Source organism: Alterinioella sp. B-7 (genome assembly GCF_056857775.1).
Window position 1 is genome coordinate 552,030 of record NZ_JBSXNT010000039.1, and the last position, 23,152, is coordinate 575,181.

Annotated in this window: 25 protein-coding genes; 15 read left to right on the forward strand and 10 right to left on the reverse strand. The window is 67.3% G+C overall.

All coding sequences use genetic code 11. The annotated features are described in order from the left end of the window. Positions 1-55: 55 nt before the first annotated feature. From AC13C7_RS17660 to AC13C7_RS17670, 3 genes are all read left to right on the forward strand, one after another. Complete coding sequence (locus AC13C7_RS17660; RefSeq protein ID WP_482868250.1) at positions 56-2,095, forward strand: oxidoreductase; 2,040 nt, start codon at positions 56-58, stop codon at positions 2,093-2,095. An 85-nt stretch (positions 2,096-2,180) separates the two neighbouring features. After that, positions 2,181-3,647: a class I adenylate-forming enzyme family protein gene (locus AC13C7_RS17665; protein ID WP_482868251.1), complete on the forward strand. Its 1,467-nt coding sequence runs from the start codon at positions 2,181-2,183 to the stop codon at positions 3,645-3,647. Next, positions 3,644-4,447 carry a 3-hydroxybutyrate dehydrogenase gene (locus AC13C7_RS17670; RefSeq protein WP_482868252.1) on the forward strand — a complete coding sequence of 268 codons (804 nt, stop codon included), beginning with the start codon at positions 3,644-3,646 and terminating at the stop codon, positions 4,445-4,447. Before AC13C7_RS17665 ends, AC13C7_RS17670 begins: the two co-directional genes overlap by 4 nt. Positions 4,448-4,617: 170 nt before the next feature. On the opposite strand, the gene modC is transcribed toward AC13C7_RS17670, so the two are convergent. From modC to modA, 3 genes are read right to left on the reverse strand one after another with little or no spacing between them, the layout of a single operon-like run. After that, entirely contained in the window at positions 4,618-5,679 is a 1,062-nt protein-coding gene (gene modC / locus AC13C7_RS17675) for a molybdenum ABC transporter ATP-binding protein (protein WP_482868253.1), read from the reverse strand. Then, positions 5,676-6,365 (reverse strand): molybdate ABC transporter permease subunit, encoded by a 690-nt coding sequence (gene modB, locus AC13C7_RS17680; RefSeq protein WP_172318873.1) that lies wholly within the window; start codon positions 6,363-6,365, stop codon positions 5,676-5,678. The genes modC and modB overlap by 4 nt, the downstream gene beginning before the upstream one ends. Further along, a complete protein-coding gene (gene modA, locus AC13C7_RS17685) occupies positions 6,365-7,117 on the reverse strand; it encodes a molybdate ABC transporter substrate-binding protein (RefSeq protein WP_482868254.1) in 753 nt (250 codons plus the stop codon). The genes modB and modA overlap by 1 nt, the downstream gene beginning before the upstream one ends. 120 nt (positions 7,118-7,237) lie before the next feature. Between modA and AC13C7_RS17690 the strand changes: the two genes are divergently transcribed. From AC13C7_RS17690 to AC13C7_RS17720, 7 genes are all read left to right on the forward strand, one after another. Beyond that, on the forward strand, positions 7,238-8,035 hold the full coding sequence (locus AC13C7_RS17690; RefSeq protein ID WP_482868255.1) for a S49 family peptidase: 798 nt from the start codon (positions 7,238-7,240) through the stop codon (positions 8,033-8,035). 4 nt (positions 8,036-8,039) lie between these two features. Further along, the gene (locus tag AC13C7_RS17695) at positions 8,040-8,225 is read left to right on the forward strand and encodes a hypothetical protein (RefSeq protein ID WP_172318096.1); all 186 of its coding nucleotides are present in this window, start codon (positions 8,040-8,042) and stop codon (positions 8,223-8,225) included. Positions 8,226-8,232: 7 nt separating this feature from the next. Next, on the forward strand, positions 8,233-9,195 hold the full coding sequence (locus AC13C7_RS17700; RefSeq protein WP_172318871.1) for a calcium/sodium antiporter: 963 nt from the start codon (positions 8,233-8,235) through the stop codon (positions 9,193-9,195). 337 nt (positions 9,196-9,532) lie between these two features. Continuing rightward, the gene (uvrC, locus tag AC13C7_RS17705) at positions 9,533-11,401 is read left to right on the forward strand and encodes an excinuclease ABC subunit UvrC (RefSeq protein WP_172318094.1); all 1,869 of its coding nucleotides are present in this window, start codon (positions 9,533-9,535) and stop codon (positions 11,399-11,401) included. 168 nt (positions 11,402-11,569) lie between these two features. Continuing rightward, entirely contained in the window at positions 11,570-12,241 is a 672-nt protein-coding gene (pgsA, locus tag AC13C7_RS17710; RefSeq protein ID WP_482868256.1) for a CDP-diacylglycerol--glycerol-3-phosphate 3-phosphatidyltransferase, read from the forward strand. Next, positions 12,234-12,482 carry a molybdopterin converting factor subunit 1 gene (moaD, locus tag AC13C7_RS17715; protein ID WP_446169468.1) on the forward strand — a complete coding sequence of 83 codons (249 nt, stop codon included), beginning with the start codon at positions 12,234-12,236 and terminating at the stop codon, positions 12,480-12,482. The genes pgsA and moaD overlap by 8 nt, the downstream gene beginning before the upstream one ends. 5 nt (positions 12,483-12,487) lie before the next feature. Next, the gene (locus AC13C7_RS17720; protein WP_482868257.1) at positions 12,488-12,955 is read left to right on the forward strand and encodes a molybdenum cofactor biosynthesis protein MoaE; all 468 of its coding nucleotides are present in this window, start codon (positions 12,488-12,490) and stop codon (positions 12,953-12,955) included. Between the two features lie 296 nt (positions 12,956-13,251). On the opposite strand, the gene AC13C7_RS17725 is transcribed toward AC13C7_RS17720, so the two are convergent. The 3 genes from AC13C7_RS17725 to ubiA all read right to left on the reverse strand — a co-directional run bounded on the left by AC13C7_RS17725 (position 13,252) and on the right by ubiA (position 16,532). After that, positions 13,252-13,578: a hypothetical protein gene (locus AC13C7_RS17725; protein ID WP_172318086.1), complete on the reverse strand. Its 327-nt coding sequence runs from the start codon at positions 13,576-13,578 to the stop codon at positions 13,252-13,254. Then, positions 13,575-15,509, reverse strand: coding sequence for an OmpA family protein (locus tag AC13C7_RS17730; protein ID WP_446249194.1), 1,935 nt, complete (start codon positions 15,507-15,509; stop codon positions 13,575-13,577). Before AC13C7_RS17730 ends, AC13C7_RS17725 begins: the two co-directional genes overlap by 4 nt. A gap of 63 nt (positions 15,510-15,572) precedes the next feature. Continuing rightward, the gene (gene ubiA, locus AC13C7_RS17735; RefSeq protein ID WP_482868258.1) at positions 15,573-16,532 is read right to left on the reverse strand and encodes a 4-hydroxybenzoate octaprenyltransferase; all 960 of its coding nucleotides are present in this window, start codon (positions 16,530-16,532) and stop codon (positions 15,573-15,575) included. 12 nt (positions 16,533-16,544) lie between these two features. Here ubiA and AC13C7_RS17740 point away from each other — a divergent pair, with 12 nt between their 5' ends. The 5 genes from AC13C7_RS17740 to AC13C7_RS17760 all read left to right on the forward strand — a co-directional run bounded on the left by AC13C7_RS17740 (position 16,545) and on the right by AC13C7_RS17760 (position 20,127). Then, positions 16,545-17,303, forward strand: a complete 759-nt coding sequence (locus AC13C7_RS17740; protein WP_482868259.1) for a 16S rRNA (uracil(1498)-N(3))-methyltransferase — start codon at positions 16,545-16,547, stop codon at positions 17,301-17,303. After that, on the forward strand, positions 17,300-17,806 hold the full coding sequence (locus AC13C7_RS17745) for a hypothetical protein (protein ID WP_474887319.1): 507 nt from the start codon (positions 17,300-17,302) through the stop codon (positions 17,804-17,806). Before AC13C7_RS17740 ends, AC13C7_RS17745 begins: the two co-directional genes overlap by 4 nt. 62 nt (positions 17,807-17,868) lie before the next feature. Continuing rightward, entirely contained in the window at positions 17,869-19,239 is a 1,371-nt protein-coding gene (locus tag AC13C7_RS17750; protein ID WP_482868260.1) for a glutamate--cysteine ligase, read from the forward strand. A gap of 7 nt (positions 19,240-19,246) precedes the next feature. Beyond that, on the forward strand, positions 19,247-19,648 hold the full coding sequence (gene fosX / locus AC13C7_RS17755) for a FosX/FosE/FosI family fosfomycin resistance hydrolase (RefSeq protein ID WP_482868261.1): 402 nt from the start codon (positions 19,247-19,249) through the stop codon (positions 19,646-19,648). Positions 19,649-19,734: 86 nt separating this feature from the next. Continuing rightward, entirely contained in the window at positions 19,735-20,127 is a 393-nt protein-coding gene (locus AC13C7_RS17760; RefSeq protein WP_482868262.1) for a DUF6693 family protein, read from the forward strand. A gap of 29 nt (positions 20,128-20,156) precedes the next feature. Here the strand turns inward: AC13C7_RS17760 and plsY are convergent, their stop codons facing one another. From plsY to AC13C7_RS17780, 4 genes are read right to left on the reverse strand one after another with little or no spacing between them, the layout of a single operon-like run. Next, positions 20,157-20,768 (reverse strand): glycerol-3-phosphate 1-O-acyltransferase PlsY, encoded by a 612-nt coding sequence (gene plsY / locus AC13C7_RS17765; protein ID WP_172318072.1) that lies wholly within the window; start codon positions 20,766-20,768, stop codon positions 20,157-20,159. After that, positions 20,765-22,051: a dihydroorotase gene (gene pyrC, locus AC13C7_RS17770; protein ID WP_482868263.1), complete on the reverse strand. Its 1,287-nt coding sequence runs from the start codon at positions 22,049-22,051 to the stop codon at positions 20,765-20,767. Before pyrC ends, plsY begins: the two co-directional genes overlap by 4 nt. After that, the gene (locus AC13C7_RS17775; protein WP_446118000.1) at positions 22,048-22,605 is read right to left on the reverse strand and encodes a hypothetical protein; all 558 of its coding nucleotides are present in this window, start codon (positions 22,603-22,605) and stop codon (positions 22,048-22,050) included. Before AC13C7_RS17775 ends, pyrC begins: the two co-directional genes overlap by 4 nt. Beyond that, positions 22,602-23,147 carry a hypothetical protein gene (locus AC13C7_RS17780; protein WP_482868264.1) on the reverse strand — a complete coding sequence of 182 codons (546 nt, stop codon included), beginning with the start codon at positions 23,145-23,147 and terminating at the stop codon, positions 22,602-22,604. The genes AC13C7_RS17775 and AC13C7_RS17780 overlap by 4 nt, the downstream gene beginning before the upstream one ends. Positions 23,148-23,152 lie beyond the last annotated feature (5 nt).

Genomic DNA, 23,152 nt, shown 5'->3' on the forward strand with positions numbered 1-23,152 from the left:
CCCCGCGCCTTGCATGGCTGGCTGGACGCGGAACCGAAGCAAAGAGTGGCCCCCGATGTCCCGCGATCCCCTGCTGCACCCCTACACGCTCAAGCACCTGACCCTGAAGAACCGGGTGATGACCACAAGCCATGAGCCCGCCTATCCCGAGGACGGGATGCCCAAGGACCGCTACCGCGCCTATCACGCCGAACGCGCCCGCGCGGGTGTGGCGCTGACCATGACCGCCGGGTCGGCCATCGTCAGCCGCGACAGCCCGCCCGCCTTCACCAATGTGCTGGCCTACAAGGACGAAGTCGTGCCGTGGATGGCGAAGCTGACCGATGCCTGCCACGAACATGGCTGCGCGGTGATGATCCAGCTCACCCATCTGGGCCGCCGCACGCGGTGGGACAAGGGCGACTGGCTGCCGTCCCTCGCCGCCGCGCAGGACCGCGAACCGGCGCACCGGGCCTCTCCCAAACTGCTGGAGGAGTGGGACATCGCGCGCATCATCACCGATTACGCCGACGCCGCCGAACGGATGCAGGCGGCGGGGTTGGACGGGATCGAGCTTGAGGCTTACGGCCACCTGATGGACCAGGTCTGGTCGCCGCTGACCAACGAGCTTGACCCACCCTATGGCGGCTCGCTGGAGAACCGGATGCGCTTCGGGTTGGAGGTTCTCTCTGCCATCCGCGCCCGCGTAGGCCCCGAGTTCATCGTCGGCATCCGCTACGCGGCGGATGAGGCGCAGGCGGGCGGCATCACGGTCGAGGAAGGCTTGCAGATCGGCCATCGCCTCAAGGCCACCGGCCAGGTCGATTTCCTCAACATCATCCGGGGCCGCGTCCACACCGACCCCGCGCTGACCGATGTGATCCCGGTGCAGGGCATGCGATCGGCCCCGCATCTGGATTTCGCCGGTCACGTGCGGGCCGAACTGGGCCTGCCCACCTTCCACGCCGCGCGCATCCCCGATGTGGCCACCGCCCGCCACGCGATCTCCTCAGGGCTGCTCGACATGGTCGGCATGACCCGCGCCCATATGGCCGACCCGCATATCGTACAAAAGGTGATGGAGGGGCGCGAGGATGACATCCGCCCCTGCGTCGGGGCCACCTATTGCCTCGACCGCATCTACCAGGGCGGCGAGGCGCTCTGCATCCACAACCCGTCTACGGGCCGCGAACTGTCCCTGCCGCATGTCATCCCGCCCGCCGGGACGCGGCAGAAGGCGGTCATCGTCGGCGCGGGCCCCGGCGGGTTGGAGGCCGCCCGCGTCGCCGCCGAGCGCGGCCATGACGTGACGGTGTTCGAGGCCGCCAGCGACCCCGGCGGGCAGATCCGCCTGACCGCGCAAACCCCGCGCCGGGCCGAGATGATTGGCATCATCGACTGGCGCATGGCGCAATGCGCCGCCCGCGACGTCACCTTCCGCTTCAACAGTTTCGCCGAAGCCGACGACGTAACCGACCTCGCCCCCGACATGGTGGTGATCGCCACCGGCGGCATGCCCGAAGTGAGCGTGCTGGAGGAAGGCAACGACCTCGCCGCGACCGGCTGGGATATCCTCGCGGGCGATGTGAAGCCAGGCGCGGATGTGCTGATCTATGACGAGGCGGGCGATCATGTCTCCCTGCAAGCCGCCGAACTGATCGCCGCGACCGGGGCACGGGTCGAGATCATGACCCGTGACCGCAGTTTCTCGCCCGAGGTGATGGGCATGAACCTGGTCCCCTATATGCGGACGCTCCAGGCGCAGGACGTGGGCTTCACCGTCACCCGTCGCCTCAAGGGGATAACGCGCAATGGCAACCGCCTGTCTGCCCGGATCGGCACCGATTATTCGGATCATGAGGACATGCGCGATTACGACCAGGTCATCGTCAACCAGGGCACCACGCCGCTCGCCGATCTCTATTTTGACCTGAAACCGCTCTCCCGCAACCTCGGCGCGGTGGATCACGGCGCGCTGGTCTCGGGGCAGGGCGCGCTCTTCCCCGACCGGAACCCCGAGGGCGCGTTCACCCTCTACCGCATCGGCGATGCCGTCTCGGCGCGCAACACGCACGCCGCGATCTACGAGGCGATGCGGATGGGCGTGCGCTGGTAACGCGGGCCTTGCACATCCCGCAGGCTCCGGGCCAAAATCCCTGACGAAGGATTTTCCCCCACCCGGAACAGGCGCCGCGCATCCCATGACCATCGCCCAATGGCTCCAGGCCACCGCCGAGGCCCACCCCGCGCGCCCCGCCCTCTATCTGGGTCATGATCTTATAGAAGATTATGCAGGCTTTCACGCCGCTGCTGCCCGTGTCGCCGCCGCGCTGGTCGGGATGGGCGTCACCCCCGGCGACCGGGTCGCGCTGTTCCTTAAAAACACGCCCGACTACCTGATCGCGCTTTTCGGGGCCTGGTTTGCCGGGGCCGCCGTGGTTCCCGTCAACGCCAAGTTGCACCCCGCAGAGGTCGCCTGGATCCTCTCCAATGCCGGCGCGCGTCTCTGTTTCGCCTCGCCCGATCTGGCCCGTGGCCTGCCCGCCCTGACCGACGCGCAGATCCTCACCGAGGTGCCGCAAGCCGCGCCCCTCGCCGCGCCGGTCCCGCGTGCGCCCGACGATCTGGCCTGGCTCTTCTACACCTCCGGCACCACCGGGCGGCCCAAGGGGGTGATCATCACGCATCACATGCTCACCGCGATGAGCGACAGCTACCTGACGGATGTCGACCAGGTCCGCGCGCAGGACGCCGCGCTCTATGCCGCCCCCCTCAGCCATGGCGCGGGGCTCTACTCGATGCTGCATGTGCGCGCGGGCGCCCGCCATGTCTTCCCACCCTCCGCGGGCTTCGACCCGGCCGAGATCCTCTCGCTCGCGCGCCACCATGGGTCCACCCACATGTTCGCCGCCCCCACCATGGTCAAGCGCCTGACCGACCACGCCCGCGCGGCGAATGACCCCGGCACGGGCTTGCGCAGCGTGATCTATGCGGGCGGGCCGATGTATCTGGCCGATATCATCGCCGCGACGGATCACTTCGGGGACATCTTCATCCAGATCTACGGCCAGGGCGAATGTCCCATGGCGATCACCGCGCTGTCGCGTCACGATGTTGCCGACCGCAGCCATCCGCGCTGGCGCCAGCGCCTCGCCTCGGTCGGACGCGCGCAGACCGGCGTGCAGGTCCGCGTCGATGCACCCCCCGGCGAGACCGGCGAGATCCTTGTGCGCGGCAGCCCCGTCATGCCCGGTTATTGGAAAAACGCGCAGGCCACGGCGAAGACGCTGCAAGACGGCTGGCTGCATACCGGCGATATGGGGTTCCTGGATGCCGACGGCTACCTGACCTTGCAAGACCGCTCGAAGGACATGATCATCTCGGGCGGCTCCAACATCTACCCGCGCGAGGTCGAGGAGGTGCTGCTGCAACACGCCCGCGTCACCGAAGCCGCCGTCATCGGCCTGCCCCACCCCGACTGGGGCGAGGAGGTGGTGGCCTTCATCGTGGGCGACGCGACGGCGCAGGAGCTGGACCAGCTCTGCCTGTCGCAAATCGCCCGCTTCAAACGCCCCAAGCGCTATCGCCATGTCGCTGGCCTGCCCAAGAACAACTATGGCAAGGTGCTGAAAACCGAGCTGCGCACATGGAGGGAGACAGACCCATGACCGACCTCACCGGAAAGACCGCCCTTGTCACCGGCTCGCTGCAAGGCATCGGGCTGGCCATCGCCACGGCGCTTGCAGGCGCGGGCGCGCGCATCGCCGTGCACGGGATCGGCGGCGACGCGCAGATCCACGAGGTGTGCGAAGGGTTGCGCGCCGCCGGCAGCCCGCAGGCCGAGTTCTTCGCGGGCGACCTGCGCCAGCCCGACCGCATCGACGCGCTGATGGAGGCGGTGGGTGCCTGGGGCGGGGCCGACATCCTGATCAACAACGCAGGCATCCAGCAGACCGGGCCGCTGGCCGACATGCCCCGCGACGCCTGGGACGCGATCCTGGCCGTCAACCTCTCCGCCGCCTTCCACACCATGCAGGCGGCACTGCCCGTCATGGCGGATCGCGGCTATGGGCGGGTCGTCAACATCGCCTCTGTGCAGGGGCTGGTCGGCTCGATCCACAAGGGGCCGTATGTGGCCGCGAAACACGGGCTCGTGGGCCTCTCCAAGGTGGCGGCGCTGGAATATGCCGCCGTTGGGTCGGCGCACACGGGTGGCGTCACCGTCAACTGCATCTGCCCCGGCTGGACCGAGACCACGCTGATCACCCCGCAGATCGAGGCCCGCGCCGAGGCCCTCGGCGGCGACCGAGACAAGGGCATCGCCGATCTTCTCTCCGAGAAACAACCCTCGCGCCGCATGTCCGACCCGTCCGAGATCGGCGCGCTGGCGCTCTGGCTCTGCGATCCCGTGGCCCATAACGTCACCGGCACCGCGATCCCGGTGGATGGGGGATGGACGGTGCAGTAGCCGCGCCATTGACGGGCCGGGGACTGTCGATCCGACATCAGTGTTTCGCGCTTTATCTCAGCCAAACCCGTCCGACCCCGATACCGCGCGCTGGCCTCACCCAATCGACAGGCCGCCGGACGGCCCGTCGATGGCGCGGCGGCTTCGCCTTGATTCCGCGCCGGGACAGATTAACCCCGCGCCGCCACCGCCATCGTCTTCAGCACCGCGAACAGCCGTTTCCCCGGTTCCAGCCCCAGCCGCCTGACCGACCGCTTGGTGATCCGCGCCATCAACCTGTGCCCGTCATGATCCAGCGCCACCAGTGCGCCCGATCCCGGCCCCGCCCGCACCTCGCGCACCGTCACCGGCAGGATGTTCAGCGCCGAGATGCCCTGCGGCTCAACCTCGCTCAACATCACGTCACGCGCGTCGATGCGCAGGCGCAGCCGGTGGCCCACATCGCCCGCCTCACCGGGGAGCCACAGGGGCGTCTCCCCAAGCCGCAACTCGGTCAGCCCGTCGCGCGCGTCATAGCCCGCGACACCCACCTCCAGCACGGCGGCCGCCATGTCGCGGCTGACCTCGGGGGCAATGCCTTCACCGGCAAAGACCTGCGCCACCGGCCCGAGCGCCTGCATCTGCCCCCCGCGCAGCAGCATCACCTGGTCGGCCAGTTGCGCGACCTCCTCGACATCGTGACTGACATAGAGGATGGGCAGGCGGGCCTCGTCGCGCAGGCGCTCGAAATAGGGCATCAACTCCTGCTTGCGCGCCCGGTCCAGCGCCGAAAGCGGCTCATCCATCAAGAGCAACTCGGGGTCGGCCAGCAGCGCCCGGCCAAGTGCGACCCGCTGCGCCTCGCCGCCCGAGAGGGTGGCTGGCGCGCGGGCCATCAGCGCGCCAAGCCCCAGGAGATCGACCATATCGGCCAGCGCGTCGCGGGACTTCGCGCCGTAAAGCAGGTTCCGCTCCACGCTCAGATGCGGGAACAGGCGCGCCTCCTGGAACACCACCGCGACACGGCGCTTGGCGGGGGGCAGGAAGACACCCGCCCCGGTATCCACCAACACGCGCCCATTGACGCAAACCCGCCCCGCATCGGGCCGGATCAGCCCCGCAACGATGTTCAGCACGGTCGTCTTGCCCGCCCCGGACGGCCCGAACACGGCGGTCAGCCCGCCCTGCAACGCGGCCTCCACCCGCAGGGTCAGCCCGTCGAAGCCATGCGTGATGTCGATCTCCACGCTCACCGCCCCAGCCTCCGGCGCATCCGCGCGGCCAGAAGCTCCGAGGCAATCAACGCCCCCGCCGACAGCAGGATCGAGACCACGATCAGCCGCAGCGCCGCGCCCTCCTGTCCCGGCACTTGCAGGAAGGTGTAGATCGCGGTCGGCACGGTCTGGGTCTGGCCGGGGATGTTCGAGACGAAGGTGATCGTCGCGCCAAACTCGCCCATCGCCTTGGCGAACCCGAGGATAGCGCCCGCAGCGATGCCGGGGGCCATCAGGGGCAGGGTGATGGTCAGGTAGACGCGCGCGCGGGACGCCCCGAGCGTGCCCGCCGCATCCTCAAGCCGCCCATCCACCGCCTCCAGCGCCAGCCGCACCGCGCGCACCATCAGCGGAAAGCCCATGATCGCGCCCGCCAGCGCCGCGCCGGTCCAGCGAAAGGCGAACTCCACCCCGAAGAGGGCGAAGAACCGGCCCAACGGGCCTTGGGTGCCGAAAAGCACCAGCAGCAGGTAGCCGGTGACGACGGGCGGCATGAGGAGCGGCAGGTGAACCGCCAGGTTCAGCGCCGACTTGCCCCAGAACCGCCCCCGCGCCAGCGCCTGCGCGGTGATCAGCGCCAGCGGCAGGCTCAGCACCGTGGCCCAGAACGACACTTTCAGCGACAGCGCCACCGCGCCCCATTCCGCCTCGCCCAGGCCAAGCATCACGGCGTGACCCCGGAAAAGCCCTGCGCCCGGAACGCCTCCAGCGCCTCCGGGCCGGACAGGTAGTCGAACAAAGCCGCGCGCCCCGGATGCGGCCCCCGTGCCACCATCGCCAGCGGGTAGGCGATGGGATCATGCAGGTCGGCAGGCACCTCCGCTTCTACCGCCAAACCGGGATCAGCGGCCACATCGGTGGCATAGATCAACGCCCGCGCGACCTCGCCCCGTGCGGCGAGTGCCGCCGCCACCCGCGTGTTCTCGGTCTGCACCAGATGCGGCAAGAACCGGTCCCATTGCCCCAACGCCTGCAACGCCTGCCGCCCGTAGATGCCGACCGGCACCGCTTCGACGAAGCCGGTAGCGATGCGGGCATCCTCGGGCAATGCCGCCAGCGCCGCCTCGATCCCGCCGGGCGAGATCTCCCCCTCCCGGCCCGCCAGCACCAGCGTATTGGACAGCACCACCCGCGCCGCGCCGTCCAGCAACTCGCGCGCTTCCAGATAGGCGGCCCAGTCCGCATTCGCGCCGAAGAACAGATCCGCCCTTGCGCCCGCCTCGATCTGGCGGGCCAGTGTCGCGGTGCCCGCATAGGAGACCGTGACCGGCGCGCCCTGCCATCCCTGCAACGCCGCCTCCAGCCCCTGCCGCAGGCTGGACGCGGCAAAGACCAGGATCGCCTCCGAGGCCGCCGCGGGGCGGACAAAAAGCGGCGCGGCCAGCAGGCCAAGCATCGTGCGGCGGGTCAGGTCCATGGCGGCACAATCCATGAGGCGGTCCCCGCACGCAAGCGTGACGTGCATCCGCGCCACAAAGCGCGAATTCCCCGGCCCTCTGCCTTGTTCGGCCCCCCCTCGCACTCTACATCGCATCCCATGAAGCGCTTTATCCCCTTTGTCTCCGGCCCGCCCCTCGTCGCCGTGATCCGCCTGCATGGCGTGATCGCCTCGGGCGCGAAACCCGGCACGCTCAATGACGCGACGCTGGCCCCGCTGATCGAAAAGGCGTTCCGCAAGGGCAAGCCCAAGGCGGTGGCGCTCCTGATCAACTCGCCCGGTGGCTCGCCGGTGCAGTCCTCGCTGATTGCCGCGCGCATCCGCGGGCTGGCCGAGGAACATGACATTCCCGTCCATGCCTTCGTCGAGGATGTGGCGGCCTCGGGCGGCTACTGGCTGGCCTGCGCGGGCGATCATATCTGGCTCGATGACAGCTCGATCACCGGGTCGATCGGCGTGATCTCGGCCAGCTTCGGCTTCGACAAGCTGATGGCGCATCACGGCATCGACCGGCGCGTGCATACCGCCGGCAAGGACAAGTCCATGCTCGACCCCTTCCGCCCCGAGCGCGAGGAGGACGTGACCCGCCTGAAGGATCTGCAACGCCAGATCCACGACAGTTTCATCGCCCATGTGAAGGCCCGGCGCGGATCGCGCCTGACCGGCGACGACCTCTTTACCGGCGAGATCTGGGTCGGGCAGGGCGCGGTCGACCTTGGGCTGGCCGATGGCATCGCGCATGTGCAGCCCAAGATGAAGGAGATCTTCGGGGACGACGTGAGGTTCAGCCGCTATGGCCCCAAACGGGGCCTCTTCGCCCGCTTCGGCGCGCAGATCGTCGGCGATGCGCTGGCCCAGGTCGAGGATCGCGCCCAATGGGCGCGGTTCGGGCTGTGACGCGATGATCATCAAGATCGCCACATTCTTCCTCATCGGCATGGCCGTGCTGGCCATGTTCGGACGATTGCGCTGGCCCGGTGGCGCGCGTCGCCGCCGCGACCTGCCGAAACCCACCACCTGCGCCCGCTGTGGCCAGATCAACCTGACCGGCGGGCGCTGCCCGACCTGCGACGAAGGACGCGGCTGAATTGCTGATCACCGAGTTTCTGCTGGCGGGCCTCGGCCTGGTGATCCTGTTGCTTGCGGGCGACACGCTGGTGCGCGGCGCGGTCAACCTGTCCCTGCGCCTCGGCATCCCCGCGATGATCGTCAGCCTCACCATCGTCGCCTTCGGCACCTCCGCGCCCGAGCTTCTGATCTCGGTCAATGCCATCCTCGACGGGGTGCCGGGGCTGGCGCTTGGCAACGTGGTGGGGTCGAACACCGCCAATATCCTGCTGGTCCTGGGGATCCCTGCGCTGATCTCGGGGCTCGATACGCGCGATTGCGACACGCGGCACGATTTCCAGATCATGATCGCGGCGACCTTCCTCTTCATCGCGCTGGCCTTCGCGGGGCCCTTCACATGGTGGCACGGTCTGATCCTGCTGGCCGGGCTGGCCCTGATGCTGTCCCGCGCCTTCCTGTCCGCGCGCAACCACAAGCGCGCCGGGAAACGCGCCGCGGCGCAGGCCGAAGACCTGGAGGAGGTCGAGGGCGCCGACCCCGACATGCCCTGGTGGAAGATCGCGCTCTACCTCGTGCTCGGCCTGGTCGGCCTGCCGCTTGGGGCGGATATCCTGGTCGATGCCTCCGTCACCATCGCGCGCAGCTTCGGCGTCAGCGAGACCGCCATCGGCCTGACGCTGGTGGCCGCCGGCACCTCGCTGCCCGAGCTTGCGACCACCGTGATGGCCGCGATCCGCCGCCATGCCGAGGTGGCGCTTGGCAATGTGATCGGCTCGAACATCTTCAACCTTCTGGGCATCATCGGCGTTGCCGCGCTGGTCGGGCCGATCCCGGTCGATAGCGGCATCCTGCGCTATGACCTCTGGGTGATGCTGGCCGCCTCGCTGCTGCTGATCCCGTTCGTCTACATGAAATGGGTCATGGGTCGGGCCGTGGGCCTGGTGCTGTCGGCGCTCTATGTCACCTATGTGGTGATGGTCTTCACCTGATCACCGGCAGAACGGGGTTAACAGGGCGGAGTCCGGTCCTTTTTTCGGGGCCTCCGGTCCACTTGTCCACCGGTTAACATGGGGTAACAGTCCTGTGACAGTTCCATGACTGCAACGCCCCACAGGGTGCGGCAAAGAAAATTCCACAATAAAATCAGCGCGTTAAAAATATGCTCAAAAATTAGGCAAATCACGGAAAGCTGCCGAAAACAACGATTTTTTCTGCCTGCCCAAGATTTATCCTAAAGGTTATCCACAGAAACCGTTGATACTATTTAACTTGATCAGGATTGCCGGGCGTTGCAGCCCGCAAGGGAATCGATTCAGATTGGTAACAATGCCCGAAACCGACCCAGAACCGCGCCTTTCCGGCCATGAGGCCATCGCCGCCTTCGCCCGCACGCTGGACAATTCCCCCGGCGTCTACCGGATGCTCGATGCCGAGGCGCGGGTGCTTTATGTCGGCAAGGCGCGCAACCTGAAAAAGCGCGTCTCGAACTACGCCAAGCCCTCGGGTCATTCCCCCCGCATCGCCCGGATGATCTCGGAAACGGTCGAGATGATGGTGCTGACCACGCGCACCGAGACCGAGGCGCTGCTCTTGGAACAGAACCTCATCAAGCAGCTCAAGCCGCGCTACAACGTGCTGTTGCGCGACGACAAGAGCTTTCCGAATATCCTCGTCAGCCGCTCGCACGACTATCCGCAGATCAAGAAACATCGCGGCGCGCGCAAGGAAAAGGGCAGCTATTTCGGCCCCTTCGCCAGCGCCGACGCGGTCAACCGCACGCTCAACCAGCTGCAAAAGGTGTTCCTGCTGCGCAACTGCTCGGACGCGACCTTCGACAGCCGCACGCGCCCCTGCCTGCTCTACCAGATCAAGCGCTGCTCGGGGCCTTGCGTCGGGCTGATTTCGCGTGACGATTACCTCGCCTCGGTCAAGGATGCCGAGAATTTCCTTTCCGGCAAATCCGCCAAGATTCAGGAGGTGCTGGCCAGCGAGATGCAGGACGCCTCCGAAGCGATGGAGTTCGAGCGCGCCGCCGCCCTGCGCGACCGCATCCGCGCGCTGACCGTGGTGCAGGGCGCGCAAGGCATCAACCCGCGCGGGGTGGCCGAGGCCGACGTGATCGCGCTGCATATGGAGGGCGGGCAAGCCTGCGTTCAGGTCTTCTTCATCCGCGCCAACCAGAACTGGGGCAACCGCGATTTCTACCCCCGCACCGGCTCGGGCGCGGGTGAGGCCGAGGTGCTCGAGGCGTTTCTCGGCCAGTTCTACGATACGAAAATTCCGCCCCGTCAGGTGATCCTGTCTCACGCGATCGAAAACGATGACCTGATGGCCGACGCGCTCGGCGAGAAACTGGGCCGCAAGGTCGAGATCGTGGTGCCCTTGAGGGGCGAGAAGATGGAGCTTGTCGCGGGCGCCGCAAGAAACGCCCGTGAAAGCCTCGCCCGCAAGATGAGCGAGGCGGCAACGCAAGGAAAGCTGCTCAAAGGTCTGGCCGACGCCTTCGGGCTGGAGACCGTGCCGCAGCGCATCGAGGTTTACGACAACAGCCACATCCAGGGCACCAACGCCGTCGGCGGCATGATCGTGGCGGGCCCCGAAGGGTTCCTGAAAAGCCAGTATCGCAAGTTCAACATCAAGGGCGACAGCCTGACACCGGGCGACGATTTCGGCATGATGAAGGAGGTCTTGAGCCGCCGTTTCAAGCGCCTGCTCAAGGAAGACCCCGACCGGCAGGGCGATACCTGGCCCGACCTTCTGCTGATCGACGGCGGCGCGGGGCAGGTCAGCGCGGTGGCCGAGATCATGGCCGATCTGGGTGTCGAGGGCGTGCCCTTCATCGGTGTCGCCAAGGGCATCGACCGCGACGCGGGCAAGGAGGAGTTCCATCGCCCCGGCCAGCGCCCCTTTGCCCTGAAACGCAACGACCCCGTGCTCTATTTCATCCAGCGCCTGCGTGACGAGGCGCACCGTTTCGCCATCGGCACGCATCGCGCCAAACGCGCCAAATCGGTCGCCGCGACGCCGCTTGACGACGTGCCGGGCGTGGGTGCCACCCGCAAGCGCGCGCTCTTGTCGCATTTCGGCAGCGCGAAGGCCGTTTCCCGCGCAGACCTCGCCGATCTCAAGGCGGTCGAGGGCATTTCAGGCGCGCTGGCCGAGACCATCTACGACTATTTCCACGAGCGCGGATGAAGCACTTTGCGTTTGAATTGACTGGAAAGACGCTCCCTCTCCCTGCGGTCGAACGCGCCTTTCTATGCAGTCTGGACCAGATAAAACGCAAAGTGCTTGAAGCGGGATTCTGCCCGCTGCGGCATAAGGTTGCTTCCCTGTCCCGCCCCGACGCGTTAAGCCTGTGCCATGCGCTGGACCTTGCCGAACCTGCTGACCGTTTCGCGGATGATCGCCGCCCCCGGCGTGGCGGTGATCTTCCTGATATTGCCCCGTCCCTACGCCGATTGGGTGGCGCTGATCCTCTTTGTCAGCGCGGCGATCACCGACTGGATCGACGGCTACCTGGCGCGGCTCTGGAAACAGCACAGCCGCTTCGGCGCGATGCTGGACCCGATCGCCGACAAGGCCATGGTGGTCATTGCGCTCGCCACCCTGATGGGGCTTTTCGGCTTCAACACCTGGCTGATCATCCCGGTCTCGGCGATCCTGTTCCGCGAGGTTTTCGTGTCCGGTCTGCGCGAATATCTCGGCCATGCGGCGGGGTCGCTCAAGGTCACCAGGCTGGCCAAATGGAAGACCACCGCGCAGATGATCGCCATCGCGGTGCTGTTTTCCTTCGGCATTTTCGAACATAATTTCGGCATGAACATCATCGGCATGGATGCCGAGATCGTGGCGGGCATATTTGCAGGCGAGATCGAGGATGAATTCGGCCTGGTCTGGCTCAGCAATGGCGCGGCCCTGGCTTATTGGGGTGGCACCGGATTGCTCTGGTTCGCCGCCGCGCTGACGCTCTTGACCGGGGCCGACTACCTGATGAAGGCCATGCCGCACCTGAGGGATGACCCGAATGATTGACCTTCGATATTTCGCCTGGCTGCGCGAGCGCGTAGGCACCGGCCATGAACGGATCGAGACGGATGCCCGCACGGTGGCCGAGCTGATGTCGGAACTGGCCGCCCGCGACGAGGGCTATGCGCTGGCCTTCTCCGACCCCTCCACGATCCGCGCCGCCGTTGATCAGGAACTGGCCGATCTGGACGCCCCGATCCAGGGCGCGCGGGAGGTTGCGTTCTTCCCGCCGATGACGGGGGGCTAGGGGTAATGGATATCCGGGTGCAGGCCGGGGCCTTCGACATGGGGGCCGAGCTGAACAGCTTCGCTGCCGCGCAATCCGGCGCGGGCGCGGTGGTCAGCTTCACCGGCATCACCCGTGACCTTGCCCAGGGCGGGCTGGAACGGATGGAGATCGAGCATTATCCCGGCATGACCGAAAAGGCGCTGGCAAAGATCGCGGCAGAGGCCGGGGCGCGCTGGCAGCTTTCGGGCAGCCTGATCCTCCACCGCTACGGGCCGCTGACCCCTGCCGATCCGATCATGATGGTGGCGACCGCCGCCCGTCATCGCGGCGATGCCTTCGCGGCGGCGGAATTCCTGATGGATTACCTGAAATCCCGCGCTCCGTTCTGGAAGAAGGAAATCACCCAAGGCGGCGCGGAATGGGTGCAGGCGAAGGCGGCCGATGAGGATGCCCTCAGCCGCTGGTCCGATCCGGACGAAAGGGGCTCGTAAAGGGGGCTTGGAAACTTGCGGGCCCGCAAGGGCGAAAAGCGGTTCGTGAACGCCGGGGCGTCACACCCGGCGCGCGGTGGTCCGACCGATCTGCCTTGGCCCTGTCGGGGGCTGTCTTCGGCAGACCGCGAAAACCTGATTTCCAAAGGTACCTGCGATGCAGCCTGCCGCAAGACCGTTAACACCGCCCTAACGCTGCCAAAAAAAACCGCCCACCCCTTCTTTGTTCCGGAAATATCCCGGGGGGTTTGGGGGCAGCGCCCCCAACCGGTCGGATTGCGCAGCAATCCGACACCCTACCCCTGGCTCTCCTGTTCGACATAGATGCGCAGCTCTTCCGCCTCGCGCCGTGCCTCGCGCAGCCCTTCCATCGCGGCGCGCAGCTCGGCCTCGGTCTGGGCGATCTGGTTGGTCAGTTCCGCCTCGCGGTGTTGCAGGTAGGTGATCGCCTGGTCGCGCGTCTCCTCGGCGTCGTGCAGCGCCTTGGCCATCTCCTCCAGCTCGTTCATGTCGACGCCCGACACCCGTGTCAGGCGATGGATCAGCCAGTTGGCGAACCAGCCAAGCGCGAAAGCCACAAAGAGGATGATCGCGATCACCACGATGAATTCGGTGCGGTTCATTCGGTCTCTTCCTCTTCGTGATCGGGCGCAAGCCCCTCGGGCCGCATCACGGGCCGGGGGGCATTGGCCAGGATGGCCGCGCGTTCCTCGGCCGCCTCGCGCAGTTCACGCTCACGGATTTCCGTCAGCAGCATGAACTCGATGCGGCGGTTGGCCTCGCGGCCCTCTGCGGTGTCGTTATCGGCCACGGGGCGTGTCTCGCCATAGCCCTGCGCGCTGAGATTGCTGGTCAGCACCCGGCGCGCCAGCAATCCGTTCAGCACCGCATCGGCGCGGGCCTGGCTGATATTGAGGTTCAGTTCCTCGCGGCCCTGCGTGTCCGTGTGGCCGCCGATCTGCATCTCGACATGCGAGCAGTCGCGCAGGATCTCGGCCAGGTCGTCCAGCACCTCGCCCGCCGCCTCGTTGATCTCGACCGAACCGGGATCGAAGGTGATCTTGCGCCGGTCCAGCACTGTGTTGACGCGGTCGAGGCATTGCTGGTCGGTCAGCTCTCCGGTGATCGGGTCGAGGCTGGCCATGTAGGTCACGTCGATCTCGAAACTGGCGGCGTCACCCAGCTGTTGCGCCAGCAGGCGCGACAGGTCCGACGTGGCGTCCTCGCTGCCGGAATTGCCGCGCAGGATCAGGTGGTCGGGTTCGACCGTGAGCGAGCCGTTGGGCAGCCGCGACAGCGCTTCAAGCCCGGCCAGCACGCGCAGCGGCCAGCCTTCGGGCAGGTCGGGATCGGTGCGGGTGGCCAGGTAGGTGTTGCGGCGCCCGAAAAGCGCATTGGCATAGGCCAGCACGGCGGCCGAGACGCGGTCATCGGGCAGGCGGCCGCGCAGTTGCACATAGCCTTCCGGGCTGCGCGTCGCGGTGAAGCGGGGCGGGCCATCGGGTTCCGAGCCTTCCGCGGGCGCGGCGGGCAGCACGGCATGGAGCGAGAAGACATCCGGCAGCGCCGCGTCCAGCTCGCCGATCACGGTATCGAAGAGGCTGCCCGGCGTGCCCTCGGCGGCGACCAGCGACAGGTCGGCATCCGAGAAAGTCAGCGTGGCCCCCTCGAACCGGCTGGCGGCGGTGATCGCGGTCTCGACCGCCTCGGCCCAACGGGGCGAGGGCACGCCGAGGCCGATGACGCAGCTTGCGTTCTCGGCGACGCCCAACTCGATGGCGGTCTCCAGGATGCGGTCGCGGTCGGCTTCGGTGCCGGCAGAGCAGGCTTCGAACCGGGGGGTGCCGTCTTCGACCACGTAGCGCAGGGTGAAGGGGGTGATGACGGGGCGCGGGGCCGAGATGTCCATCACCAGGTCGATGCCGTCGGGCAGATTGTCCTCCAGGAATGCGACCCAGTCGGCGCGCTCGGCGGGGCTGTTCGAGACCGCCTCGACCTCGACCCGGCCCGCGAAGATCGACACTTTCGAGCGCGGCAATTCGGTCAGCGCCAAGAGGCCGTAGCGCACCGCGGCGTCCCATCCTTCGGGTGCCGCGAAATCGGCGGTTTCGACCATGTTGGCCACGTCCAGCCCGGCGGTGATGTCGGAGATGCCATCGGTCAGCCGGTCGGCGCCTTCCGCGCCCGGAATGAGACCGATCAGCGACACGCCGGTGCCGTTGCGCAGCATCTCGATCGAGAAGGTCGGCGCGGTGATGCCCTCGGGGTCCAGCACCGTCATCTGATCGACGACCCGGTCGTTGTCCACCACGGTGCCCGCCCGGCGCAGGGCGCGAAAGCGCGTGGCCTCGTCCGGGGCCTCGCCCATCAGGAAGACCTGCAAGCCGTCGGCGTCGATCTCGACCCAGTCCAGCCCGTCCTCGCGCATCGCGAAGGAGACATCCTCGACCGATTGCCGCTCGACCGTCTGGGCCCCGATCACGGCCAGGCCAAGGCTGATGCCCGCCGCCAGGGCGAAACTCGCGATCGCCGCGAATGTAAAGCTGATACGCATCGGGTGGGTCGTGCCTCTGCTCTTGTTCCGCCAAGGCTTATCCGCTTGGCGGGGCGTGTTCAATCACACCAGCGCGGCAAGGGCAAGAAACAGCGCAGCGATCAGCCCCGCATCGCGGTTCGAGCGGAAAAGCCGCAGGCAGGTGGCATTATCCCCGGTGTCCAGCTGGCCAAGCTGCCAGACCAAGTGCCAGCCGAACCCCCAGGCGCCCGCGATGGCCAGCACCATGGCGAGGATCCCGGCCTCGGGTGGCAGCGCCAGGATGATCGCGACGGCCATCAGCACGACCGAGGCGATCAGGAAGCCGCGCAGCCAGGGCTTGCTGTTTTCGCCAAAGAGGCGCGCGGTCGATTTCACGCCGATCAGCGCGTCATCCTCGACATCCTGATGCGCATAGATCGTGTCGTAGAACAGCGTCCAGGCGATGCCCGCGAGGTAGAGCATGAAGGGCGCAAGCCCGAGGCTGCCGGTATGCGCCGTCCAGGCCAGCAGCGCGCCCCAGTTGAAGGCGAGGCCGAGAAACACCTGTGGCCACCAGGTGAAGCGCTTGGCGAAGGGATAGATCGCGACGGGGATCAGCGCGGCAAAGCCAAGCAGGATCGCGGGCAGGTTGAAACTCAGCAGGATCGCCAGCGCGACCAGGCATTGCAGCGCCATCCAGATCAGCGCCTGGGTGACCGTGACCGCGCCCGAGGGGATCGGCCGCGACCGGGTGCGCGCGACCGAGCCGTCGATACCGCGATCGGTGATGTCGTTCCAGGTGCAGCCCGCCCCGCGCATCAGCACCGCGCCGATGCCGCAGCCTGCGATGATCCACAGATCGAAGAGCCGCGGGCCGGTCGCGGCGGCGGCGAGAAGCACGCCCCACCAGCAGGGCAAGAGCAGCAGCCAGGTGCCGATGGGCCGGTCGGCGCGGGACAGGCGCAGGTAGGGGCGCGACCAGCCGGGCGCGCGCCGGTCCACCCAATTGCCCGTCACCGCGTCGGCAACTTGCCCCACTGGCGTTTCATTTCTCGCGGTCATATGGTCCGCCCCATGTCGGTCAAAGCCAAAATCCGCCTCTACGTAGAGCATCCATTGGGGCAAGGGCAAAGCGTTCCTCTGTCGCGGGACCAGGCGAATTACCTGTTCAACGTCATGCGCCTTCAGACCGGCGCGATGGTGGCGCTTTTCAACGGGGCGGATGGCGAATGGCAGACCGAGGTGGTGCAGGCGGGCAAGCGTGGCGGCGTGCTGTTGTGCCGGGAACAGAGCGCGCCGCAACGGATGCCGCCCGACCTCTGGCTCCTCTTCGCGCCGATCAAGAAGGCGCGCACCGATTTCATCGTCGAAAAGGCCGCCGAGATGGGGGCCGCGCGCATCCTGCCGGTGCAGACCGAGTTCACCAATGCCGAGAGGGTGCGGCAGGACCGCTTGCAGGCGCATGCGGTGGAAGCGGCAGAACAATGCGGCGGCGTCTTCGTGCCGCCGGTGGAGGGGTTGCAGAAACTCGACCGGGTGCTGGCGGCCTGGCCCGAGACCCGTGCGCTTGTCTTCTGTGACGAGGGGTTGGCGGGCGGCTCCTCGCCCCTTGCGGCGCTCCTCGCCCGGACCAGCGGCGAGGACATCCGCAAGGATGGAGGAGCGGCCATATTGATCGGCCCGGAGGGCGGGTTTTCGGATGCGGAACGCGCGCGGCTGGCGTCGATGCCGCAGGCGGTTCCGGTGGCGCTCGGCCCCCGCATCCTGCGCGCCGATACCGCCGCCGTCGCCGCCCTGACCGCCGTGCAACTGGCCTGGGGCGATTGGGGATGATCCGCCCCGACGCCCTTGCCGCCCTGAGGCGCTGGCGCGAGGCGATCATCGCGGGCTGTGTCATCGTGCTTGGCCTCTGGCTCGGGCTCAGCCCCGGCCCGGTGGTCGAGGGGGTGGGCTATGTCCTCGCCCTGATCGGTGTCCTCATGATGATCCTGGCCCTGCGCCGTATCCGGTTTGCGCGCCCCGGCGACGGGCCCGGCGTGGTGACGCTGGACGAGGGGCGCATCGCCTATCTCGGGCCCTATTATGGCGGCGCGGTTGCGATCCGTGACATGACGCGGCTGGCGTTGCGCCGCGCGCCCGGTGGCCAGACCTGGGTGCTGACCCATCCCGAGGGCGTTCTGGCCATCCCCGTGAACGCCCTGGGGGCGGATCAGTTGTTCGATGCGTTCTCGGCGCTCGATGGCCTGAACATGCCGCATCTGTTGCGCGCGCTTGGCGATCCCACGCCCGGCACCGTCACGCTTTGGCAGGCGGATCGCCCCGTGGCCTTGACTTGACCCGCCGCCGGGGTCAGGGATTGGGACCGTTATCAGCCCCGTCGTGAAAGGCCCGACCCCCCATGTCCATCCCCCAATCCGGCGGCGGCCCCATCGAGCGGCACGAGCAACTGGCCGAATACCTGGCCTCGGGCTGCAAACCCAAGGCAGACTGGCGCATCGGCACCGAGCACGAGAAATTCGGCTATTGCAAGGACACGCTGAAGCCGCTGCCGTTCGAGGGGGATCGCTCCATCGTGGCGGTGCTGGAGGGGTTGCGGGACCGGCATGGCTGGACGGAAGTGCGCGAGGGCGGCCACCTGATCGGGCTGGAGAAGGACGGTGCGAACGTGTCCTTGGAACCCGGCGGCGCGCTGGAATTGTCGGGGGCACCGCTGGAGACGATCCACGCCACCTGCGACGAGGTGAACACCCATCTGCGGGAAGTGAAAGACATCGCGGATGAAATCGGGGTGGGCTTCATCGGCCTCGGGGCCGCGCCCATCTGGACGCATGAGCAGATGCCGCTGATGCCCAAGGGGCGCTACAAGCTGATGGATGCCTATATGGGCAAGGTCGGCACGATGGGCCGGGTGATGATGCGGCGCACCTGCACGGTGCAGGTCAATATCGACTTCGCCTCCGAGGCCGACATGGTGCAGAAACTGCGCGTGGCGCTGGCGCTGCAACCCGTCGCCACCGCGCTCTTCGCCAATTCGCCCTTTTTCGAGGGCAAGCCGAACGGGCATAAATCCTGGCGCTCCCGCGTCTGGCGCGACCTGGACCCGGCGCGGACGGGGATGCTGCCTTTTGTCTTTGAAGACGGGTTCGGGTTCGAGGCTTACGCGCAATACGCGCTCGATGTGCCGATGTATTTCGTCTATCGCGACGGGCAGTATATTGACGCGCTCGGCATGTCGTTTCGGGATTTTCTGCAAGGCAAGCTGCCCGCGCTGCCCGGTGAGACGCCGACGCTGTCCGACTGGGCTGACCACCTGACCACGGCCTTCCCCGAGGCGCGGATCAAGAAATACATGGAGATGCGCGGGGCCGATGGGGGCCCATGGCGGCGTCTCTGCGCGTTGCCTGCCTTCTGGGTCGGGCTGACCTATGAGCAGTCGGCGCTGGATGCGGCCTGGGATCTTGTAAAAGATTGGGATGCGGAGACGCGTGAGGGGCTGCGGGTCGCGGCCTCGGTCGGCGGGTTGCAGGCCGAGGCGAACGGTATCCACATGCGTGACCTCGCCCGTCAGGTGGTCGAAATCGCGGAACACGGGCTTGCCACACGGGCGCGGCCCGGCGCGGGCGGGCTGGTGCCGGACGAGACCCATTTCCTGAACGCGCTGAAGGAGAGCCTGGAGACCGGCCAGGTGCCCGCCGATGAATTGCTGGCGCATTACCATGGCGACTGGGATGGCGACCTGACGCGCATCTACGCAGAATACAGTTACTAGGGGCCCCATGACACTCAGCCACATCACGTTCATCAGTGCCGACCTGGACCGGATGGAGGAGATGCTGATCCGGGTTCTGAAGGCGCGCAAGGTCTATGAAAGCGGCGCGACGAAGTTCTCGCTCTCGCGTGAGCGGTTCTATGATGTCGGCGGCGTATGGGTTGCGGTGATGGCCGGCGAGGCGCTGAAGGAACGCAGCTACAACCACGTCGCCTTCTATGTCGACGAGGAAGAGCTGGAGGAACGGCTCGCCGAGATCGCGGCGCTTGGGCTGGAGGTCATGCCGGGGCGCGCGCGGGTGCGGGGTGAGGGGCATTCGATCTATTTCTACGGGCCGGACGGGCATCTGATCGAGCTGCATTCCGGCACGCTGGAAGCGCGGCTGGAGCGGTATCGGGAGGATGGCTAGAGGCGGTGGCGGCAGTCATGACTTGACCCGTTGGCGGAGGCTGCCGATAGTCACGTGACATACGCCATTTTCCTAAGGATTTTCCAATGACATTGCACGGCTACAAGTTGCACTGCACCTACACCCCGTCCGAAGCCATCGGGCAGCTCATCATCTGGATATTGCTGTCGATCGTCACCTTCGGCCTGGGTCTGTTCGTGATGCCCTATTACATCCTCAAGGCCCCGATAAACCGGACTTCTCTGGTGGACGGACAAGGCAACGCGGTGGCCAATCTGCATGTCGAGGTCGACCTGGCCTCGATCATCGGTCATGTGGTGATCTGGATTCTGCTTGGCATCGTCACCCTAGGGCTTGCGTTGTTCATCTACTACCCGGCGGTGGTGAAACGGCTGTTGAACGCGGTCGAGATTCGACCTGTGGGGGCCTTGTCTCCGGCGCGGCCCGATCCGCAATTGCTGGATGGCGCACCGGCCTGAGCAGAAGGTATTGGCGCGCAGCCTGACGGTCAGGATTTGGATCCGATCCGGGGTTCCTCGCCGCGCATGAGCCGTCCGATATTGGTCTTGTGCCGGATCACGACCAGCACCGCCAGAAGTGCCGTGACAAGGGCCGCCTGCGGCATGCCCAGGAGGCTGATCCAGACCGGCGCAAGGACGGCCGCGACCAGCGCCGAAAGCGAGGAGATGCGCGTGATCGCGGCGGTCACGGCCCAGGTCAGGCAGGCGGCGATCCCGGCGGGCCAGAACAGCGCCAGCAATGTTCCGAGGAAAGTGGCGACGCCCTTGCCGCCCTTGAAGCCCAGGAAGACCGGGAAGCAATGGCCCAGGAAGGCGAAGAGGCCCGCGAGTTGCGCCGCGTCCTCGGCCAGCAGCGCGCGTGCCAGCAACACCGCGATGCCGCCCTTGCCCGCGTCGCCAATGAGGGTGAGGAAGGCGGCCAGCCTGTTGCCGGTGCGCAGCACGTTGGTGGCCCCGATATTGCCCGACCCGATGGCCCGGATGTCGCCAAGCCCGAATACCCGCGCCATCACCAGGCCGAAGGGCACCGAGCCGAGCAGATAGGCGAGGAGCGCGGTGAGCGCGAGGAGCGGCGCGGAGGTCGCGAAGACGGGGATCATGGCGCGCTCCGGTCATAGACGGTCTCGCCTGCGACCACGGTGAGGCTCACGCGCCCTTCCATCCGCATCCCGTCAAAGGGCGTATTCTTGGATTTCGAGCGCAGCCTGGAGCGGTCCAGCACGAAGGGCGCATCGGGGTCGAAAAGGACCAGATCGGCGGGCGCGCCTTGTGCCAGCCGCCCCAACGGCAGGCCGAGACGGCGCGCGGGGTTCAGCGCCATGGCGCGGAACAGCTGCGGCAGGGTCAGCTGGCCCGCATGGTAGAGGCGCATCGCGGCGGGCAAGAGCGTTTCCAGCGCGACGGCGCCCGAGGCCGCGACCTCGAAAGGCAGGCGCTTGCTTTCCTCGTCCTGCGGCGTGTGCATGGAGGAGATGATGTCGATCTGGCCATCGTGCACGGCCTCGACCATGGCCATGCGGTCATCCTCGGGGCGCAGCGGCGGCTTGACCTTGAAGAAGGTGCGGTAATCGCCGACGTCGAACTCGTTCAGCGTCAGGTGATGGATCGAGACGCCCGCGGTTACGTCCAGCCCGGCTTGCTTGGCGCGGGTCAGGGCGGGCAGGCTGGCGGCGGCGGTGATCTGGTCGGCGTGGTAGCGGGCGCGGGTCATCTCGACCAGCGCGAGATCCCGCTCCAGCCCCATCCGCTCGGCCATTGGCGAGACGGCGGGCAGGCCGCGCAGAGACGCGAATTTGCCCGAGGTGACGGCGGCCCCGGCGGAAAGATCGGGATCCTGCGGATGCGCGATGATCAGCGCGCCCAGGGAGCGGGCATAGGTCATGGCACGCGCAAGCACCTTGGGGTTGCGCACCACGTGGTCGCAATCGGTGAAGGCGACGGCGCCCGCGTCCATCAGGAACCCGATCTCGGTCATTTCGGCCCCGGCGCGGCCCTTGGTCAGGGCGGCCATCGGCAACATGCGGACGCGCGCCACCTCGGCCCCGCGCCGCCGCACGAAGGCCAGCACCTCGGGCGTGTCCAGCGCGGGCGTGGTGTCGGGGCGGGTGACCATGGTGGTGACGCCGCCCGCCGCTGCCGCCAGCCCCGCCGTGCGGATGCTTTCCTTGTGGCGTTCGCCCGGTTCGCAGGTCTTGACGCCGATGTCGATGATGCCGGGGGCCAGGGCCTGGCCGTTGCAGTCGATGCGCGTGCGGGCCTCGATCCCTTCCGGGCTGCCGGTGCCGATCCCGGCGATCACGCCATCCGAAATCAGCAGCCAGCCGCGCGTGTCGCTGTCGGCCTCGGGGTCGATCAGGCGGGCGTTTTCCAGAAGCGTGGTCATGCGGTGTTGCCTTGTGTCAGCGCGCTGCGGGCGTCGCGCAGCATCCGGTAGACCTCGCGCGCGTCGTCGATCAGGTAGAAGCCGGGGCGGGTCGCACCACGGCCCTGCACGCCCGAGAAGATCACCGATCCGGGGCTGCCATCCTCCAGCAGGACGCGGTCCATCCGGTCGATCGGGTAGCTCAGCAGCGTGCGCCGCATCAGCAGGTTCACGCCGACAAAGGCGGTGCGGTTGGTCAGCGTGTAATGCGTCCCCGCGCGCTTGATCGTGTCCCAGATCGCGTGGCCGCCGAGCATGTAGAGACCGATAGCCAGGAAGGGCAGGCCGAAGAGCGGGAAGATCTGGAACGGAAACGGCACATCCGCGCCGCGGGTCATCGACGTGGCCATGCTGATCCAGAAGAGCGAGAAGCCGGTAAAAAACGCCCCCATCAGCGTCAGCGGCGAGGCCAGGCTGCGCCAGCGGATGCCGGTGCCGGGCTGGCCCTGCCAGAGGATTGTCTCGCCCGGTGCCAAAAGGCCCTGCCAGCCCTGCGGATGCGTGTTCTCGATCATCGCAATGCGGCCCAGATCAGCAGCCCCGCCAGCACGATCACCGCGACCAGCACGAGCGAGGCGATGGAGCCGGGGCGCCCCGGTTGCGGGGCATCCGCGGGCGCGTCGCCGATGACGCCTGCGGCGGCCTCGGATTGCAGCGGCGGCGCGACGGAAAAGCGCGGTTTCTCCTCGTAGCGGCCGACAAGGGTGAGGGGGGCGGAAGGGGCGATCCGCGCGGTCCCTTCGGGCAGGGCGGCATCGAAGAGCAGCAGGACAGGACCGGTCAGCGCGTCCAGCGTCTCGGCATCCGGGCCCACATCGTCGGGGTTCATGCCGTTTGCCTCGGTCAGATAGGCCGCCATGCCGTAATCGAGGATCGAGGCGGCGTCGAAAAGCTCGTAGTAATCGGGATCGAGCGGGCCCGCGCCCACGGCCTCGGCGATGGGGGTGGTGCCGGTCTCGCCCTCCTCCTGGAAGCCTTCCAGCGCCTCTTGCGGCAGATCGACCCGGAACACCCAGACCGTGCGCAGGGATGTGGGGACGTCAAGATCGTCGGTCATCGCGG